Consider the following 18,595-nt stretch of genomic DNA (forward strand, 5'->3'; position numbering starts at 1 on the left):
TCATGGCTATATCACCTACATTGCGTAAGTCGATCATAGGTGTGGCTAGTGGTGGTGCTCTTGCGATTGCGGCGGTGTTTATTCCTTCACTGGAGGGAGTGGAGTACAAGCCCTACCGTGATGTAGTTGGCGTCCTGACGGTCTGCTACGGTCACACTGGCGCTGACATCATACCCACCAAGACCTACACCCCCACTGAATGCAAAGCCATGCTGGATAAAGATCTGGTGCCGTTTGCGCGTTCTGTCGAGCGTTCGGTGAAGGTGCCAGCCAGTGAATATCAAAAGGCTGCGCTTATCAGCTTCAGTTACAACGTTGGTGTTAAAGCCTTCGAATCCTCAACACTGCTAAAAAAACTCAACGCCGGTGACAGTGCCGGTGCTTGTGATGAAATGCGCCGCTGGAATAAAGCGGGTGGAAAGGTCTGGAAGGGACTGATTAACCGACGCGAGGTTGAGCGAGAAATCTGTAATTGGGGCCAAAAATGAACCGAGTTACCGCCATCATGGCCGCAGTGTTGCTGCTCATTTTCATTGTACTGGCATGGCTGGCGTTTCACTTCCACAATAACGCAGCAAAGGCTGGTGCTCAGATTAAGCAGCAGGAAAAGACGCTGGCGCAGCAGTCAGGACTAATCTCAACTCTGCAAGAACAAGACCAGAAAAACAGAGCCTTAACGGCAGAACAACAGAGAAGAGAGCAGCAACTACGCCAGCAGGGGGAAACGTACCAGAGGAAATTACGCGATGCACTTAAAAGCGATAAATGTGGCAATAGTCCTATGCCTGCCGCTGTTATTGACCTCCTGCAGCAAAACGCCGGTACCGCCACAACAGGTGGTGCTGCTACCCCCTGAGTCCGTATTCACGCCATGTGAGCAACCTGCGCTACAGGGTGATACCTGGGGCGATGCCCTGAGTTATACGGTGTCGCTTCAGACCTCGCTGCAAATCTGTTCCGGGCAGGTAGCTATTTTGAACCAGTGGCGAGATGGACTTGAAGGTACTAACCATTGAATGTCATCGATAAAATAAAAAAGCACCTTCATGAGGTGCAAATAAACCCAAAAACACACAAGGAAAATAGTTTGTTAGATTAACTTCTCATATTCTTTCGCCAAGAGTTCATACACCTTACTAAAGCGCTGTTGGATGATCAGTGGTTGACCTTCCCTGGCCGCTAGAACACCAGAAAGGATCACACATGTTTGAGTAAACAAAAATATTTTTAGCTCATCGTCGGACATTTGTAATGGTTCCGTGTTTGCTGCTTTAAGTCCTAAACGATAATTCCTTGAAAATAAGATAGGGAAGGGTAAAACGTCTTTTTACTCTTCCTCTGGTAAGAAGTAATGACCGCACTTAGGGCAGATAAGAGTGATGTTCTTGCGGAGCTTTTGTGAGCTTTGCTCAGTGACATAAGAACATTTCGGGCAAGTAACTTTCACGGACGAGTCACTGAACATCTTTAGGGCATTAAAGATAGACATATCTTTCACCGAGTAGATGCTAGGTTTTGATAGGATACACTCCGGCAATTATGACGTTTAAAAACCAAGCCTAACATATGGTTTTTTTGAGTGTATAACTTCTTGATTCACTTCTTGAAAATGAGCGCGAGCATTCAGGACATATCATCAATAAGTTTTTGCCGATTTGACTCAATCTATACTCGGACACATGGCCACATTGTGGACATGTCATCGCAGTTGTATGGTAACAAGGAATGTTTCCAGAGGCGGGAATGCTCATGGTGTTCACCTATATGATGCATGGGTGATAACTATACTCCTCAAAAGTGGCAATAGCTCACAATAGATTATTTTTTGCGCTATCGACGTTAGTTGTCTGAGGTCAACGGCAAGAAGTAACAGAACATCGATAACGACCCGCTACGGCGGGTTTTTTTATGCCCCTTGAATAGGAAAATCTATATGTCAGGCACTGTAGAGATCACCCCAGCTCAAACAATCCGGCTTCGTTTACTTGAGATGGTCAATTACGACACCGCCGCAGCAGCTAAGGCCATTGAGTTCGTTGGTGATGATGTACTCAAGAACGCCATCTTCCAGCAACAGTTTTCACGCGTTTATACAGAGAGCGAGATTGTCGCCAAGACGGTCAAAGCTATTCAGGAAAGCAAAGAAGCCCTGGCGCTGTTCGACACCGAGGCATAGCAGGCATCGCAGCAGCCATTCAGAGAGTGGCTGATTCAATGTTTAGTCATAGAGCCGCCAGTGGCCTCCCGTTGCTGGCGGCTTTTTTATTCTGGAGGATTTCATGGCAAGACCGGATTGGGGGGCACTTCAGAAACAGTTCCTCGCCGACCATGCCAAAACGAACATATCCCCCAAGGACTGGTGCGAAGCGCGGGACATTAACTACGCTACAGCTCGCCGGTACATCAAGAAGGTATCTGCGCAGAGTGATGCGCAGCCTGCGCAAATTAAAGTGCGCAAGAATGTGCGCAGTGCGCAGGTAAAGAAAAGCGCAGAGAACTTAATCGAAGATGTAACTCTGACTGACCAGCAAAAGCTGTTTGTCATTGAATATCTTAAAGATAATAACGCAACACAGGCCGCCTCACGCGCTGGGTATAGCGATGCAAGCTACGGTCGGCAGCTCATCACGCTTCCTCACGTCGAGCGCGTAATCGCTCAACAGCAAAAAGAGTCTGCGCAACGCGCTCTAATTTCCGCTGACGAAGTGCTTGAAACGATGTGGCAGCTAGCTACCTTCGACGCTAACGAAATCTCACAGCATCGCATTGGGTGCTGCCGTTATTGCTGGGGTTTCGGACACAACTACCAGTGGCGCGACATGGTGGAGTTCGAAGAGGAACGACTGAAGGCTGTAGAGAGGAAGAAGCCAGAGCCACAAGATCCAGGCGGCTTCGGTTACAACTCCACGAAGTCCCCAAACCAAGACTGCCCTCGCTGTGATGGCTTAGGGATCAGCAAGCCACATCTGTTAGATTCGCGAAAGTTGAATGCAGTAGCAAAGCTGGCTTATTCAGGTACGCGCATAGGCAAGAATGGTATTGAGATTTTATCGATCAGTCGCGAGCGGATGTTTGAGGCCGTCGCCAAACGGATGGGGCTTGCAGATAGTCAATTTGCGCAAAAGCTCCAAGAGCTGGAGATCGAAAGGCGTCAGCTTGAGATTGATCGACTGCGCAAAGAATTGGACAAGGATAAAGACTCCGGCCAGTCACATAACATCATGCTAGTTCCATCATGCGACAGCGTGGATGATTGGGAGCAGGCAGCGCAACAGCAGCAAAGAGGGGTATTAGGTGAATGAATTATCGAGCTGTATGGAAGCCTTTGCCAGGCTCGCAATCACTATCCCTCAGTTGTCCTTGTGACGAAATATTGTATGAAGGCACTCGCGGCCCCGGTAAGACAGCGGCTCAACTTGCCCGATTTCGTCGTAATGTCGGGTTAGGTTATGGGACGTTTTGGCGTGGTGTAATCTTCGATACTGAATATAAAAACCTTGCTGACATCATCACTCAGTCTAAGCGTATGTACCGGCTGTTTAATGACGGAGCACGCTATTTAGCATCAGCGTCAGAATTACGCTGGGTATGGCCGACTGGTGAGGAGCTGCTGTTTCGATTTGGCAGTGAAGAGGATGACTACTGGGACTATCACGGTCAGGAGTTCCCGTTTATAGGATTCAATGAGCTGACAAAGCAACAATCATCAGAATTCTACGAAATGATGTTTTCCTGCCGCCGCTCGTCGTTCAGACCAGAGGATTATCCTCGCGACAACGGAACGTTGCTTAAGCCGATCCCGCTGGAGACATTCAGCACAACCAACCCATTCGGAATCGGTCACACTTGGGTGAAGAAGCGTTTCATTCAACCAGCACCGCGTGGAACTGTCATTCGGGAAAAGCAGCGAGTATTCAACCCACAGACGGAGTGTGAAGAGGACGTGACCCTTACAAGGGTGGCCATTCACGGTTCATTCAAAGAAAACCCCTATCTCGACCCGCAGTACATCGCAACCCTGATGAGCATCAAAGACCCTAACCGTAAAAAGGCTTGGGTTGAGGGCTCTTGGGACGTTACAAGCGGCGGCCGCTTCGATCATCTTTGGAATGAGGCGATTCACGTCATTAAGCCTTTCAGGATACCGGACGGCTGGACTGTAGACCGCTCTCATGACTGGGGTGAGTCGAAACCATTCTCAAACCTTTGGTGGGCTCAGGCTGATGGCACAGAAGCAACGCTTCCTGATGGCAAAAAGTTCTGCCCTCCGGCTGGCTCATTGATTCTCATAGGTGAGTGGTATGGCTGCCCGCCTGACGAGCTGAATAAAGGTTTGAATATGTCGTCTACAAATGTCGCGAAAGGCGTTAAGTGGATAGATCAGCGGCTGGTGGGTGAAGAAGTAGATGAACCTGCAGAAACTCAGGGAAAAGGCCAAGTAAATATCATGCCAGGCATCTGTTCAGAAGTTGTTCCAGGGCCTGCTGATGGTGCTATTTACAACACTGGAGATAACGAGCTATCCATCGCGGATAAAATGGAAAATCAGGGCGTCGATTGGATCCCCGCCAATAAGAGCCCTGGCTCTCGAACCAATGGCGCATCTATTTTTGCCGATATGCTGGAGGCGGTGCTAGAAGGCAAAAGCTCCGAGTCAGGCATACCTGAAAACCCAGGCTTTTATGTATTCGAATACTGCCGAGGCTGGATTAGCCGTATCCCTGTGTTAGTCCGTGACAGCAAAAACCCTGACGATGTCGATACCACCCAAGAAGATCATGACTGGGACGGCACAAGATATCGCGTCCTGCATTCCCCTGAACTTATTACCGGCATGTTGGTGCGCTCGCGCTGACGGAGGAAACCGTGAACGAAAGCGAAATGAAATCAGAACAGCGTGCCGCTAACAGCCAGTTCAAGGATCGGGCAGGCAACCTCTCTTTACTCCTGAGCGGCACCAGCAATACCAAGCGGGAAAGGCTTTACCAGGAGTTTGGATATCCTGTTGAGCTGTGCTTTGAAGACTTCTACAGGGCTTACCGGCGTAATGCTATCGCTGGGGCTGCAGTTAAACGAATATTGGACTGCTGGGAGGACTTCCCCGAGGTTTATGAAGGTGACAAGACCAAAGATGCTACTCAACAAACAGAATGGGACAAGCGCATAGCTAAGCTGCTTAAGCGCTGCTGGAAGCAGATCAGGGGGGCAGACCGCCGTAACTTGGTAGGCCGATATTCTGCTCTACTGATACAACTTAAAGACGATGGCAAATGGAACGAGCCTGTAAACACCGGCAAAGTTAAGCTGCTTAAGGAAAAGGCGCTTGTGCGTCTAATACCAGCATGGGAAGCCCAGATCGAGCCTATCGAATGGGAAGTTGATGAGCAAAGTGAAAACTTCGGCCAGCCCAAGATGTATTCGTTCATTGAATTACCAGTACACGGCCAGCGAGATGCAAAGCCAGGAAGGATAATCAACGTCCATCCCGATCGAGTGCTTATTCTGGCTGAAGGGGCTGACGACGATAATTTAGGTTCTGGGACGTCACTGCTTGAGGCTGGCTTTAACTCCCTCCTCGATATCGAAAAGGTTAGCGGTGGTTCGTCAGAAGGTTTCCTGAAGAATGCAAGCCGGCAGCTGAATTATAACTTCAGTGAAAAGACGAACTTCTCCGCGCTGGCGAAAGCATTAGGTGTGCCAGATAACCAACTTGCTGATGCGCTTGATGATCAGGCCCGTCGATTAAACAACAACACTGACGCCGCAAGCTTCATGCAGGCTGGGACGGCAGAAGTGTTATCAGTCACGGCAGCTGACCCTGAGCCGACATGGAGGACGGCGCTTAGCGCGTTTTGCTCTACTGTTCCAATCGCTGTGAAAATACTGATTGGGCAGATTACGGGTGAAAGAGCATCCACCGAGGATAATAAGGACTGGGCCCGCACCAGAATGACCAGACGTAATGGATTCCTTACGGACACAATCACGGAACTGGTTACACGCTTCTGGATGTTGGGGGTGATAGACGCGCCGTCATCTGGTGAGATAACCGTAGAGTGGTCTGATTTACTCGCTCCAAGTGAGGCGGAAAAGATCGCCAATATGGACAAAAAGGCTGATGTTGCGGTTAAAACACAAAGTGCATTTGGGCGTTCGGCTGTAACAGAGAACGAGATAAGGGCAGCGGGAGAGATGCAAGCCATTCCTGGATTTGACTTAGGTGGAGATGATGGCAACAAACAAAATCGACCTGATCCTCTCACTGATGGCGAAGAAACCTAAAAGCCCAGTAATTCCGCGCAATAAAACAGATCCAACAATGTCCTATCGCTCAGTTAATAAGATGGCTCGGGATATTGAGGAGCGCTATTACCAGATTAAGCTTCGGCTAAGAGAGTTGCTTGATCGGGTGCTGGTGGGGCGAGAAACGCAAGGGAACAGCCATTCGTGGCATTTGTTATTTAATAACGATGCCGACGAGCCCGCCACGCTTTACCAGGTCAACGCAGGAACGTTTATCTATGACATGAGTGCTCAGCAGTTAGCTGACCTTCTGGAGGTGATACAGACGATTCTGGATGACTATCTGTTGGCAGGTAATGGGCAAGATATCTGGGCCCTCCAGTACATCGCTGCTGAGTATGAGCGTGGGACGCTGGGGGCATACACAAACCTTTCTGTGCAGTCACCGGCTTATGCCTCTCAAACCACGCTGAGCACTCTCTTGTCATCGCCAGCCTATCAGAATCAGATTGCTTCCGCGTATGTGTCCACGCACAGCGACTGGAAAGGCATTAGTGATGCGGCACGCGCTGATTTAGCAAATATTGTTGCTGATGCGGTAGGGCGCGGCGTTAACCCTCGCGAAACCATGAAGGTCATCAGTAAGCGTCTGGATGTTTCAATGTCCAGGGCAAAAACTATTGCCCAGACTGAACAAGTTGGCGCACTGCGTGAGGCTCAGTGGAACGAAACTTCATGGGTGCAGGACAGGTTAGGCTTGCGAACCAAGCTCCTGCACTTATCGGCACTGAAGCCAACAACGCGCTCATGGCATGCATCACGCCATGGCAAACTGTACACGGTTGAAGAGGTGCGAGAGTGGTATTCGAAAGATGGCAACCGCTTTAACTGTTACTGCAGCCAGATACCGGCAATCGTTGATGAAAAAGACAACGTGGTAAACATAGGACTGGCAGAGCGTTTAGCGAAAGAGCGAGACGCCTGGAAAAACCAAGAGGCTGCGTAAGTGGCCTTTTTTATTGCCTTAAATTCAACATGAGGACGAAGCGTGAAGCTATCCAGCATCCACGTTAAATCCCTCGCCATTAACGCCTCAAATATCTCAACTGAAACTATCGACGGTGAAGAACATTACGTTATTCGCGGCGTTGTGCCGATCGTTGATGACATCGTGATGAATGGCGGCCTTTACCCGGCGACGGAGATTAACAAAAGCTATCAAACGCTCGAAGGGAAGAAAATGCCCGCAGGGCATCCAAAAATTGGCAGTGAGTACGTCTCAGCCGAGAACCCGCGAGCGGTTAACCAGTATCACATCGGCGCATGGCAAGAGAATGTCTGTAAAGACGGCGATCGCGTCGTCATGGATATGTACATCAATAAGCGTTACGCGGGCGCAACTGAAAAAGGCAAGCGACTGATTGATCGGCTAGATGCAATGGTAAATGGCGAAGATGTAGAGCCTATCCATGTGTCTACAGGCCTGTTACTGCAGCGGGAACAGAATAGCGGAAAATCCAAAGGGAAGCGGCACTCCTGGATTGCACGGAATCTGGCATTCGACCACACAGCAATTTTGCTGGATGAGCCAGGCGCAGGAACTCCCAGTGAAGGGGTTGGAATTTTCGTTAACTCCGCTGGAGACAAAATTGGCATAGAAGAAGTCAATTTGTCCGATGCGTCAGACCTGACCAAAGAAGGGTTGCTGAATAGAACGAAATTCTTCCTAAGCACGAATTCTCAGCTTTCATTTGATGAAATTTACCAACGCATTAATGACGAAATTAATGGTGACCGTGACCTAAATCAACGGCGCTGGATCGACTCCATTTACCCGTCCTACTTCATTTATGAAGACCAGGGCAAGAAATACAAACAGTCCTACCTGATAGACGAATCGCAAACAGCCCAAATGGTTAGCGAGCCCATCGAAGTAGTGAAAAAAGTCGAATACGACGAAGTAAAAACCAACGGAGAAAGAAACCCGATGAAAGAGAAGATGATCGCCGCGCTTAATTCCGCAGGCGTTAAAACCGAAGGGCTAACCGACGATCAGGTCTGGGATGCCTATAACCAGCAGGTGCAGAAAAGCGATGGTAAAGGTGACCCGGCAGGCTCTCAGGTTAACTCTGCGGCAATCACTGCTGCTGTGAATGCTGCGCTCACTCCGCTGACTGATAAAATCGACAAGCTTGAGGTTCAACTGCAAGCCAATGCCGAAAAAGACCTGACAACCAAACGCCAGGCGGTGAAAACCAAATTCCCATTCATGACTGAAGGTGCGATCAACTCGCTGACTGGCGATGCGCTGAACGACATGTTTTCTCAGTGCCAAACCAGCACAGGATTAAATCCGACCTTCCAGCAGGTGAATGCTGATAACGATCAGTGGAATGACTATGACCTGAACGCAGGCATGGAACAGGAGAATAAATAATGGCGAACGTCATTTATCGTGGCCCAGTAGAGCGTGAGCCAGAAACTTTGAATATTCAGGTTGCTGCTGCGCTTAACCCTGGTGTGGCAGTGAAGATTGCTTCTGGGAAGCTCGCAGTGGCAACAGATACTACTGGTCGCTGGTTCATTCTTGGCAATCGTCGCTTTATCGGCCAGGACATCAATACCGCTTATGCGGCTAATGAAACCGGCGTTGCGTATCGCGTTGAAGGTGAGCAGGAGTATTACGTGCGTCTGGCTGCAGCGGCTTACACCGTAGGACAGGAACTGACCATTGGTGCAGGTGGCGTTTTCAAAGCCGCGGCTACGGGTAACCAAGTCGTTGCAACTTTTGACGAAAAAGCAGGGCGCACTCTGGCGGCGGAAGGTTTCGCTGACGTGGCGATCCTTTCCACTCCATACGCCAAGGCATAAGGAAAAAACGAATGTTAAAGTTTACCAAGCAACAGCAGGCGCTGATTATTAATGCACGCCGCCGCTGGGATCTGATGCAGCGAAACATGGCAGCGCAGCATGGTTTTTCTGTTAATGACTCCAACGGTCAATTCATTGCATATGATGACCTGGTGGGTAATGCCTCCGTATTGCCTAAAGACGTTTGGGGTGAGTGGGACCGTTCTGCAATTACCGTTCAGCGCGATGTATTGGCGGTCTTTAACGATCTGGCAGCGAGTGTATCTCGCCCAATGGCTCTGGGTAAGATCGTTCACTACTTCATGACCCTATCTGATTCAGGTGATGTGAACATCAGCCTGGACGGTCGTGGTAAAGCGAAGGGTGATCAGCCTGTCATGGCGTATGAAGGTACGCCACTGCCAATCATTGATAGCGAATTGACGTTTGGTTGGCGTCAAATGTTGTCGGCCCAGACGGAAGGCTATTCGCTGGATAGTGATGCTATCTCTAACCATCAACGTAAAGTGGCAGAGAAGCTGGAGGATATGGTTCTCAACGGCGATCCAAGCATCAACGTTGGCGGCTCGACCATTTACGGCCTACGTACCGCCCCAAATCGTGGTACGGGTACGCATGGCTTAGATTTGAACGGTGCCAGTGGTGCGCAGTGGGTTGCGGCCATCTCCAATCTGATTAACCTGCTGCACAGCGAAAACTACTATGCGCCGGTGACCATTTACCTGAACTACAAAGACTGGTTCTATGCCTCGGTGAACGACTACGCGGCAAACTATCCGAAGACTATCCTCTCACGCATCATGGAAATTCCAGGAGTAACAGCTCTGGTGCCGGGTTCCAAGGTTCCAGCCAACGAGCTGTTGGGTGTGGTTAAGCGTCCAGATGTGGTTCAGATCCTCAATGGCATGCCAATGACTATGCGACCGAAAGCCCGCCAAAACCCTGAGGACGATTATGTCTTCACAGTGCTGGCTGCCGCGGCTCCACAGTTCAAACATGACGCTAACGGGCAAGCTGGCTACGTCCAACTCACCAAAGCATAACTGATGGGGCTCCGGCCCCTGTAACTGGAGGCTTTATGACCCAGAAATGGATTGTTACTCACGATAGCCACAAATTGGCAAAGGGTGAGTTTTATGAAGGCGACATTTTGCCGCTTTGGTTGGTAGGCAAAGCAACACCTATCGCTGATCGGTCTTTTGAAGTGGCAACGCCTAACGCAGAGTTTGAGAAGCTGTCTGCCGAACTGGAAGCGGTGAAGGGTGATGTGAAAAATCTTACTGATGGCAACGCGGCACTGATCGTTGAGCGCGATGAGCTGGCGAAAAAAAATAACGAACTGTCTGCCGAACTGGAAGCGGTGAAGGTCCAGATCGCTGAACTGCAGAAACCTGCGAAAGGTAAGTAACTATGGCCACCCCAATCACCAATGAGCAGGTTAAAGCATTTCTGGCTGAGCTGGGGTACACCATTCCAGATGCCGTACTGACGCCGATTGTGTGCCGTGTGAATGGTATAGATGAGTGTTTGGACGGGGCGGGTTATGACGAATGCAGCAAAGAGTTGATCAAGCTCTATGCGGTTGCGTTAATGTCCGCCTCGTCCGGTGCCAGGAAGCTTAAATCTCAGAGCGCCCCCTCAGGCGCAAGCCGTTCGTTCGAATATGGCGAAGATGCTCTCTCCTGGTTGCGCACCTCGCTATCACAACTCGATACCAGCGGTTGTACAGCCAGCCTGCCAATCAGTGCTGGCAATAGTGTGGGGTTCTTCTTCGTTACGGGAGGTTGCTAATGGTAGAACCTGAAGAAGAGGAAATAGAAGAGCAGCCTGATTGTGAGAAATGCCCAGACTGCCCCGGATGCCCTGATCAGTATGAGGAGTATCTATCATGAGCGCAGCGGCCAACTGGAGCTATACGGCAGTGGCTACTGTCTGGCGAAAGGACGGACCAGCGGATGAGTACGGCAAGCAGAAGTGGTTACCACCGATAACCATTATGTGCGACTACGGCGGTGATGCTACAACGCGGCTGGGTGACATCGGTATAGAGTTTGTCGTCAAAAACACACACTGGACTGAGTACGCTCTGGCTGAGCAGGGTGATTACATTTTGATTGGTTCATCTGCAGCGCTTGACCCGACCAAGGTGGATGGAGCTGATGAGGTTCGCCACATCATCCGTTACGCTGACACGTTCGACCGCATAGCCGACGACTACGCGATTATCACGGGAGTTTGATATGGCCGTTAAGGTTAAAGGCATTCGTGAGGCTCGGGCCAATCTGGATAGGCTTATTGGCGACATCCGAGGGCGAAGGGTTGTAAGGGCCATTCAGTCCGCTCTGCTGATTGGTGGCAGCCAGGCAGCGTTATACACCCCGATCGACACTTCCACGCTTCTCAATAGCCAGTACCGTGAAATATCGGTCAATGGCTCCAGGGTGACGGGGAGGGTTGGTTACTCAGCCAATTATGCCATTTACGTGCACGACCCTAATATCCCGCAAACATTCCGACGCGCTACCGCTCAGAAAGAGTTCCTCACTAAGGGCTTTGAAGACACTAAGGCGCAGATCGACCGAGCCATTAAGAAGGAGATGCAGCTATGATGCCTGCCATGCATCACCGGGTGCGTGATTACTTTGTTGATGCGGGACTGACTACCGGCTTTATCACTCAAATGCTGCGATGGCGGGATGGCAAGGACGCCGATAAATTCATTGTGTTTCGACCAAATGGCGGCAGTCCGATCCAAAAAGACCTATCTAGTGATTACCTGGTACTTGTTGACGTAGTTGGAGCGGTCAACGAGGACGAAGAAGTCGATAACGCGGTGCAGAACATTATCAACCACATCCAAAACAACCCCATGCCGAATGGATGCCTGGGACAGATTGAGAACGTGGGAGGAATACCACCACCGGTATCAACAGCAGAAGGGAGATTAGTCTACCGTCTTCAGTTTTCCTGCCTGTACGGCGGGTAAATAACAAAATCTATCAAGGTCGCCTGGAGCGGCCTTTTTTATTATCAGAAATGAGGTAAGCAACTATGCAAGGCTGCTCCACACAAAATGGTCAGTTAATTGGCCGCGCCAAGACGCTGGAACTGGCTTATGGCTGCCCAGATCAGGTGCCTGCTGAAGGGGATTGGAAATTGGTTGGGCTTCCTACCTCTGCCACCTGGGACTTAAGCCCCGAGTCATTGACGTCAGACGCCGACAACGGCGGTTTCAGTGCAAACCTGATCGCAAGCTTAGACCCGACTTACTCCCTTGAGGGGGAGGTTCGGATTAACGATCGAACTGACGAGTTTGGCATTCAGCAGTTTGTTAAATACGTGGTGGATGAAGTACGCGCTCGCCGCCAGCCAACAGTCTGGATGCGTTTCCAATGGGGCGATTATTACCATATCGGCTATATGGTAGCCTCTGGTTTAAGTGATGGTGGTGGCGTTAAGGAGATAGTTACCTACAGCCTTGAGTTGAAGATTAACGAAGGTTCAACCTTCCAGATCATCGAAGCTGCTGGAGACATTCCCGTTACCGGCGTCACTGTGGCCCCAACTACAAGCTCTATCGCTGCCGGTGCCAGCACCACCTTTGCGGTTACTGTTGCGCCTGCGGATGCAGACAACAAGCTGTTTACCGTTACCTCTTCAGTGCCCGCCAGGGCTACGGCAGCGTTTGCAGGTAATACTGTTACCGTGTCTGCACCTTCAGGAGCCACAGCGGGTACTGCGGTAATCACTGTTAAAACTGTTGATGGTGAATTCACTGCTACCCATACCGTGACTGTCACCGCGTAACTATCACAAAGGGCATGCATGTGCCCTTGATGATAATTATTTGAGGCCATCCCAATGACACCAATGACCGAAATCGGCGAAATGGTTATTTCTGATACTAACCGCGATTATTTCTTTCGTCCGTCATTTGCCAACATGACCCGCATAGGCTCACCAGCGGCGATTGTAGAGCGCTTTGCCGAATTGCATACCAGTGACGCACCTAGACTACTTGAAGCCGCCATTGATGCGTATGGCTCAGTTCCTGGGTGGTTATTGAACCATATCAATGATCCCTCATTCAGTAGCGATGCCATCTATGCGGGAATGATAGTCATGCAGGCATGCTGTGATGATGATGTCAGTGCATTGGTGGGGGAACTACGGCCCAGCAAAAGAGGTAAACGGGCATTTGTATTTCGCCAAGGTAAGATCCCTGCAAGCGACATCATTGTGCTGGCGCAATCACTCATCACTCACGGAATCATCGGCAAAGCAAAGGTACGTAAGTTGCAGCGCAATGAGTCGAACAGCTACGTGAACGAATTCAAAGCGTTTGAGTACATCAGTGCTGCTCGTAACCACTTCAATATGCCGCGTGTTGAGGCTGAACAGTTAACAATGACCGACTTTCAACTTCTACTGGCGGCCAAGTACCCTGAGCAAAAGGGGTATACGCGAGAAGAGTACGATGCAGCAGCAGATGAGTTCTTTGCGAAGAGAGCACGTAGACGGGCAAAAGCTTCTTGAATTGCATTGTGTTGCGATCTTCCTCTGCTACCATGTAACGACTTGTTACTTGTCTATGGGAAGGGGCTAAATGAAAAAAGTAATTTTTGCGATAATTATTTCTTCGTTGCTTTCAGGATGTGTTTACCGCAGTACGGCAGGGGCTGGGAAAGATTTTGACCAAACTAAGATTTCCAGTATTCAAAAAGGAAAAACCACTGAATCAGATTTGCTTTCCTCGTTAGGTGAGCCAGTTAAAAAAGAGGTTGTTAGCGCTGACGAAACAAAATGGATTTATGAAAAAATTACTTCAACAGCAGCTGTGAGAGTTTTCTCAACAAAACCCAAAATAGACACCAAACGCAAGGCGTTAGAAGTATTAATAAAAAATGGTGTAGTAACTAATTATGCATTTACAGATAATGCAACCTCTAATTACAAATAAGCAAAAGCAAACACTATAAACCTCGCTTCGGCGGGGTTTTTTTATGTCTGGAGATCAGCAAATGACAGCGGAAAAAAGCGAAGGGAATATTGTTTACCAAGTCGAAATGGACGTTGCTGGTCTTTTGGTTGGGCAGCGACAGGTTAACGCTCGTCTTGATGATATGGAAAGCAAATTCAATTCGACCGGGAAGGCTGTTGGCGTTGCGGAGAAATCTTTTCTTTCTTTATCTCGCGTGGCTGCAAGTCTAACCGCCGCGCTGTCTGTTCAGCAGGTTGCGCAGTATGCCAATGCCTGGGTTGATGTAAGCAACAAATTGGTCAACGCAGTACGGCCTTCTGAACAGCTGGCTGATGTTACTAAGCGGGTATTTGATATTTCCCAGAGTTCGCGATCGGGACTTGAAGCTACTGCGGCGCTTTATGGTCGTTTGGAACGGGCTACACGAAGTGCGGGAACCAGTACGGCGGACCTCGCAAAACTTACCACGACAATAAATAAAGGGCTGGTGGTATCAGGAGCGACGGCAGAAGAAGCCAGTTCAACCATGATCCAGTTATCGCAGGCGCTTGCCTCTGGGGTTCTTCGTGGCGAGGAATTTAACTCCATTTCAGAGAATGGCTCTCGCCTTGCCGTGGCATTAGCCGATTCACTTGGCGTTACGATTGGTCAGCTTAGATCGATGGCGGCGGAAGGTAAGTTAACCACCGATGTAGTTGTGAAAGGACTCCTTGGTCAAGGGGATGCAATAGCTAAAGAGTTCAGCAACACAGTAATGACTATGGGGCAAGCATTCCAGGTTGCGGGCAACAACATCACCAAGTTTGTTGGTGAATCAACGTCAGTGCAGACAGGCCTGAAAGTATTCAATGATACGGTTATTTCGTTAAGTGAGAACATTGATATTGCGGCCAGCGTGGTAACTGCTTTTACCGCGGTTCTTGGTGGTCGGTATGTTGGTGCGTTGGCTTTGGCGACTCAGGCAAAAGTAAGTGACATGCTGGCCGCGAGGGCTCAGGCAGTAGCTGTGTCCTCTTCAGCAGCAGCAGCAGAGAATGCTGCGACCGTAACGGCAAGAAAGGCATTGTTAGATAAAGAAGCAGCATTATCATCGCTAGCTTTGGCGCAAGCTGAATATAACGTTGCTAAAGGATCCTCCGCCGAGGCATTTGCTTTAGAAAATCTCAACGCAACGAAGTCTATTGCCATCCAGCGATCAGCTGCATTTGCTGAAGCTCAGTTGGCACAATCAGCTGCTACGAGAACAGCAACCACGGCGGCAGCTATGGCAACCACGACTATTGGCGGGTTGGCTAGAAATGCACTGGCATTAATTGGCGGGCCCGCTGGGTTCGCAATGATCGCTGGGGCGGCATTATTCTATTTCTACCAGAAAACACAGCAAGCAAAACAAGAAGCTATCGATTTTGCAGACAAGCTTGATGGTGTGATCGCGAAGATGCGAACTATGAGCAATGTCCAGCTCGCTGCTGAAATTGATAAGGCAACAAAATCAATAAATGTTCAATCTGGCGAAGTTAAGAATAGCGAAGCGAGATTAGCAGACCTCACAGCCAGGCTTGAAAATGCTAAGGCAGCTGTATCGGGGTTGTCTCAAGGGAACCTATTTTATTCAGATGCCATATCGAAGGTTAATCAGCTTGAAAGCGAGCATGTTCAATTAACAGCACAGGTTGAGTCAGAACAATCGAAGCTAAGTCAGACAGTCAGCAAGGCAGGAATATTACGCGCACAGCTAAATGGCACTCTTGTGCAAGGTATTGACCTACTTAAACGCGACGGACATGAAGCTAGCGTGTCTGCTGGATTGTTTAATCAGCTCGGAAATTCCTTGGATATTGCATCGAGGGCAAAGGATAAATTTAATTCATCCAGCATTAAAGTTGAGCGTCCACAAAACATTCAGGATTACCTCGATAAACAAGAGCAGCAAGTTGAACTTCAAAGTGAGCTTAACGACAGGAAAAGGGCGCAACTTAAAGCTGAGCAGGATATTCGTAACTTAGCCGGAAAAGATAATACGGGTGGGGCAAGCACGGATCGTCTTGAACAGGATGTCCTGCTGGCTCGTCAACGCGCCGGGGCAGAGTACGATGCCACGAAAGCAATCCAGGAGCAAAAGAAAGCCACCAAGGAAAGTACAACTGAAGGGACAAAAGCAGCCAATCAGGCTGAAAGCATTTCCCAGAAGCTTGCTAATCTAAAACAACAATCTGACCTGGCTGCTGAGTCGACCAACGAACTCAGCAGGGCGCAAGCCATCCTCAATGCTCAGCAGTCACTTGGCAAAGGTGCGACTCAGGCGCAGATCGCCGAAGCTGGTGCGTACGCCGCCAAAAAATGGGACACGGCAAACGCTATCAAGGCGCAGGCAGCGGCAGAGAAACTGTTACCTGAAGCGAGAGAGAGCGCCAGTTATGCGCAGGATGTGAAGGATTTAAACACCGCTCTTGCCGCTAAGAAAATCAGCCAAGAACAGTACAACACCACGTCTGAGCAGCTTGAACAGCAGCATCAGGTTGCCTTGGCTCAGATTCGTGCCGGACAGGCGGTCAGTCCAATGCAGGAGGCACAAGGTAGCGCTGACCCCGTGCAGGCTCTCGCCAATGAGCAGGCTAAAAAGATAGCCCTAATACAACAGTTTGAAACTCAAAAAGGAGTTTTAACCGCTAATGGACTGGCGTTAATGAATGCTGCAAACACGGAATATGAGCAGAAGCGAGTAGCTGCGCAGTGGGAGTTGTGGCGCAACCAAAGTACCGCCAATGGAGCATTAGCCGCATCGCTTGACTCTCTGGCGGGAAATGCATCGAATGCGTTTACTGGCATCATTACCGGGAGCATGGAAGCAGGGGACGCGGCAATGTCCTTAGTTAGTAATGGCCTTAATGCTCTCATTAATAGCTTTGTGCAAGTGGGTGCGGAATGGGTTAAATCCGCCGTAATGGGGAGTGCCGCCCAAATATCTGCAACTACAGCGACCACTGCAGCCTCAGTTGCTGGCACAGCAACCACCACTGCAGCCAGTACAGCAGCAGCAGCAACTACTACAGCCGCATGGGCTCCTGCTGCGGTGGTTGCTTCAATAGGTTCTTTCGGTGGTGCAGCAGCAATTGGTGTAGGCGCAGTCATTGCCGCAATGGCATTGGCTGGTGGTATTGCTGGTAAGCGTAAGAATGGTGGCCCTGTGTCTGCTGGCAGCATGTACCAGGTAGGTGAAGGTGGCATGCCTGAAATCTACCAAGCTTCGAATGGCAGCCAGTACATGATCCCCGGCGATAACGGGAAGGTGATCAGCAATAAGGATATGCAGGGTGGATCGCCAAATATCACGCTCATTGTGCAGAACATGTCATCTGGTGCTGGCGTGCAAGATTACCAGGTTAGCCAGGGCTCTGACGGTGGCAGCGTCATCCAGCTTGCGATAGCTGATATACAGGCTGGTGGCCCTTTGAGTGGTGCTATATCCAAATATCACCAAGCCCCGCGCAGGGCTACTGAATAGCAGTACATAAACCCTATAACCCGCTTCGGCGGGTTTTTTATTACCGGGAGAAAACCGTGGCAATACCTTATCCCGACTGGCTATCCCTTCCTCAGAAGGCCAACAAGAATCGCACGATTGATTCAGGGTTTCGTACTGACCAACCAGCAGTGGGTGCTCCTATCTTCCAGCGGCTGACTGACGACCTCAAAACCACCTGGTCACTGAACTGGGTTTTCACACTGCAGGAAGACCGTGCATTTGAGCAGTGGTACCGCAGTCCACGCTATCTCGATAACGGCAACCAGTGGTTCACCATGCTGTGCAATCTGGGTGGTTCTGGGCTGCAACTGCAGGAGCTTCATTTCATCGCGCCGCCAGTACAGACGAGCATTAACGGCAATACCACGACATGGACAGCCAGCGTTATAACCCGGAAGTTATACAACCCGGATGATGAGTATTCAGACGTCATCGTTGAGCTTCCTCCGAACCAGTGGGGGCTCATTGATGAGGTGGTTAACCGAGATTTACCGGAGATTTAAATGCCAACGTTACGCGAATTTCAGTCTCAACGGCCTAACCGCATTCTGTACGACACCATGACGTTTTATCACTCGACTTTCGGCTATATCCGCCTGGTGAATCGTCAGATTTACCCAAAGACGTTTGCGGGGCAGATTTACACGCCTTGCAGGATGGATGTGTCAGAGAGCCAGCAGAGCAACACGCCGGTAATCAATGCCACGGTGAAGTTTGGCCGTCTGGCACAGGACTTTAAACAGCAGTTGAAGTTGTGGCGCACATATTCGCGGATAACGCCGATATCGGCCACGTACCAGCGCTTTGATGCCGCCGACATGAATACACCTCTTAAGCCGTGGACGCTTTACGTGAAAGACGTATCGATGGATGAGAGTGACGTTACATGCTCGCTGACGTTACAGAACCCGCTGAACAACAATATCGCCTTCCTCTACAACACAACGGACTTCCCAGGACTAGCCAATGCATAA

At 49.8% G+C, this 18,595-nt stretch carries 23 protein-coding genes; 21 read left to right on the plus strand and 2 right to left on the minus strand.

Annotated elements, in window-relative coordinates:
* Nucleotides 1–2: 2 nt before the first annotated feature.
* Both ACI2J2_RS04445 and ACI2J2_RS04450 read left to right on the plus strand, forming a co-directional pair.
* A complete protein-coding gene (locus ACI2J2_RS04445; protein ID WP_404759499.1) occupies nucleotides 3–488 on the plus strand; it encodes a lysozyme in 486 nt (161 codons plus the stop codon).
* A complete protein-coding gene (locus tag ACI2J2_RS04450) occupies nucleotides 485–856 on the plus strand; it encodes a hypothetical protein (RefSeq protein WP_404759500.1) in 372 nt (123 codons plus the stop codon). The genes ACI2J2_RS04445 and ACI2J2_RS04450 overlap by 4 nt, the downstream gene beginning before the upstream one ends.
* 471 nt (nucleotides 857–1,327) lie before the next feature.
* Here the strand turns inward: ACI2J2_RS04450 and ACI2J2_RS04455 are convergent, their stop codons facing one another.
* Both ACI2J2_RS04455 and ACI2J2_RS04460 read right to left on the minus strand, forming a co-directional pair.
* Nucleotides 1,328–1,489 (minus strand): YnfU family zinc-binding protein, encoded by a 162-nt coding sequence (locus ACI2J2_RS04455; protein ID WP_404759501.1) that lies wholly within the window; start codon nucleotides 1,487–1,489, stop codon nucleotides 1,328–1,330.
* Nucleotides 1,490–1,559: 70 nt separating this feature from the next.
* Complete coding sequence (locus ACI2J2_RS04460) at nucleotides 1,560–1,751, minus strand: YnfU family zinc-binding protein (RefSeq protein ID WP_404759502.1); 192 nt, start codon at nucleotides 1,749–1,751, stop codon at nucleotides 1,560–1,562.
* Between the two features lie 182 nt (nucleotides 1,752–1,933).
* Here ACI2J2_RS04460 and ACI2J2_RS04465 point away from each other — a divergent pair, with 182 nt between their 5' ends.
* The 19 genes from ACI2J2_RS04465 to ACI2J2_RS04555 all read left to right on the plus strand — a co-directional run bounded on the left by ACI2J2_RS04465 (nucleotide 1,934) and on the right by ACI2J2_RS04555 (nucleotide 18,595).
* The gene (locus tag ACI2J2_RS04465) at nucleotides 1,934–2,176 is read left to right on the plus strand and encodes a DUF2560 family protein (protein WP_404759503.1); all 243 of its coding nucleotides are present in this window, start codon (nucleotides 1,934–1,936) and stop codon (nucleotides 2,174–2,176) included.
* A 103-nt stretch (nucleotides 2,177–2,279) separates the two neighbouring features.
* Nucleotides 2,280–3,302, plus strand: a complete 1,023-nt coding sequence (locus tag ACI2J2_RS04470; RefSeq protein ID WP_404759504.1) for a terminase small subunit — start codon at nucleotides 2,280–2,282, stop codon at nucleotides 3,300–3,302.
* Nucleotides 3,299–4,855, plus strand: a complete 1,557-nt coding sequence (locus tag ACI2J2_RS04475; RefSeq protein WP_404759505.1) for a terminase — start codon at nucleotides 3,299–3,301, stop codon at nucleotides 4,853–4,855. The genes ACI2J2_RS04470 and ACI2J2_RS04475 overlap by 4 nt, the downstream gene beginning before the upstream one ends.
* Before the next feature lie 11 nt (nucleotides 4,856–4,866).
* Nucleotides 4,867–6,282 carry an anti-CBASS protein Acb1 family protein gene (locus ACI2J2_RS04480; RefSeq protein ID WP_404759506.1) on the plus strand — a complete coding sequence of 472 codons (1,416 nt, stop codon included), beginning with the start codon at nucleotides 4,867–4,869 and terminating at the stop codon, nucleotides 6,280–6,282.
* A 61-nt stretch (nucleotides 6,283–6,343) separates the two neighbouring features.
* Complete coding sequence (locus ACI2J2_RS04485; RefSeq protein ID WP_404760269.1) at nucleotides 6,344–7,249, plus strand: phage minor head protein; 906 nt, start codon at nucleotides 6,344–6,346, stop codon at nucleotides 7,247–7,249.
* A 42-nt stretch (nucleotides 7,250–7,291) separates the two neighbouring features.
* Entirely contained in the window at nucleotides 7,292–8,680 is a 1,389-nt protein-coding gene (locus tag ACI2J2_RS04490) for a DUF2213 domain-containing protein (RefSeq protein ID WP_404759507.1), read from the plus strand.
* The gene (locus ACI2J2_RS04495; RefSeq protein ID WP_404759508.1) at nucleotides 8,680–9,114 is read left to right on the plus strand and encodes a hypothetical protein; all 435 of its coding nucleotides are present in this window, start codon (nucleotides 8,680–8,682) and stop codon (nucleotides 9,112–9,114) included. Before ACI2J2_RS04490 ends, ACI2J2_RS04495 begins: the two co-directional genes overlap by 1 nt.
* 11 nt (nucleotides 9,115–9,125) lie before the next feature.
* Nucleotides 9,126–10,157, plus strand: coding sequence for a major capsid protein (locus ACI2J2_RS04500; RefSeq protein ID WP_404759509.1), 1,032 nt, complete (start codon nucleotides 9,126–9,128; stop codon nucleotides 10,155–10,157).
* Nucleotides 10,158–10,192: 35 nt separating this feature from the next.
* On the plus strand, nucleotides 10,193–10,522 hold the full coding sequence (locus ACI2J2_RS04505) for a hypothetical protein (protein WP_404759510.1): 330 nt from the start codon (nucleotides 10,193–10,195) through the stop codon (nucleotides 10,520–10,522).
* Between the two features lie 2 nt (nucleotides 10,523–10,524).
* Nucleotides 10,525–10,905: a hypothetical protein gene (locus tag ACI2J2_RS04510; RefSeq protein WP_404759511.1), complete on the plus strand. Its 381-nt coding sequence runs from the start codon at nucleotides 10,525–10,527 to the stop codon at nucleotides 10,903–10,905.
* Between the two features lie 97 nt (nucleotides 10,906–11,002).
* Nucleotides 11,003–11,353 carry a hypothetical protein gene (locus ACI2J2_RS04515; protein ID WP_404759512.1) on the plus strand — a complete coding sequence of 117 codons (351 nt, stop codon included), beginning with the start codon at nucleotides 11,003–11,005 and terminating at the stop codon, nucleotides 11,351–11,353.
* Between the two features lies 1 nt (nucleotide 11,354).
* Nucleotides 11,355–11,723: an HK97 gp10 family phage protein gene (locus ACI2J2_RS04520; RefSeq protein WP_404759513.1), complete on the plus strand. Its 369-nt coding sequence runs from the start codon at nucleotides 11,355–11,357 to the stop codon at nucleotides 11,721–11,723.
* Nucleotides 11,720–12,100, plus strand: a complete 381-nt coding sequence (locus ACI2J2_RS04525) for a hypothetical protein (RefSeq protein ID WP_404759514.1) — start codon at nucleotides 11,720–11,722, stop codon at nucleotides 12,098–12,100. Before ACI2J2_RS04520 ends, ACI2J2_RS04525 begins: the two co-directional genes overlap by 4 nt.
* 65 nt (nucleotides 12,101–12,165) lie before the next feature.
* Complete coding sequence (locus tag ACI2J2_RS04530; RefSeq protein WP_404759515.1) at nucleotides 12,166–12,921, plus strand: Ig-like domain-containing protein; 756 nt, start codon at nucleotides 12,166–12,168, stop codon at nucleotides 12,919–12,921.
* Between the two features lie 54 nt (nucleotides 12,922–12,975).
* A complete protein-coding gene (locus tag ACI2J2_RS04535; protein WP_404759516.1) occupies nucleotides 12,976–13,650 on the plus strand; it encodes a DUF6246 family protein in 675 nt (224 codons plus the stop codon).
* 70 nt (nucleotides 13,651–13,720) lie between these two features.
* The gene (locus ACI2J2_RS04540; RefSeq protein ID WP_404759517.1) at nucleotides 13,721–14,074 is read left to right on the plus strand and encodes a hypothetical protein; all 354 of its coding nucleotides are present in this window, start codon (nucleotides 13,721–13,723) and stop codon (nucleotides 14,072–14,074) included.
* Nucleotides 14,075–14,117: 43 nt separating this feature from the next.
* Nucleotides 14,118–17,600 carry a tape measure protein gene (locus tag ACI2J2_RS04545; RefSeq protein WP_404759518.1) on the plus strand — a complete coding sequence of 1,161 codons (3,483 nt, stop codon included), beginning with the start codon at nucleotides 14,118–14,120 and terminating at the stop codon, nucleotides 17,598–17,600.
* A 56-nt stretch (nucleotides 17,601–17,656) separates the two neighbouring features.
* Nucleotides 17,657–18,124 (plus strand): hypothetical protein, encoded by a 468-nt coding sequence (locus ACI2J2_RS04550; RefSeq protein WP_404759519.1) that lies wholly within the window; start codon nucleotides 17,657–17,659, stop codon nucleotides 18,122–18,124.
* Nucleotides 18,125–18,595 (plus strand): DUF1833 family protein, encoded by a 471-nt coding sequence (locus ACI2J2_RS04555; protein WP_404759520.1) that lies wholly within the window; start codon nucleotides 18,125–18,127, stop codon nucleotides 18,593–18,595.

The sequence above is a fragment of the Serratia sp. NPDC087055 genome (assembly GCF_044900985.1).
GTDB lineage: Bacteria > Pseudomonadota > Gammaproteobacteria > Enterobacterales > Enterobacteriaceae > Serratia.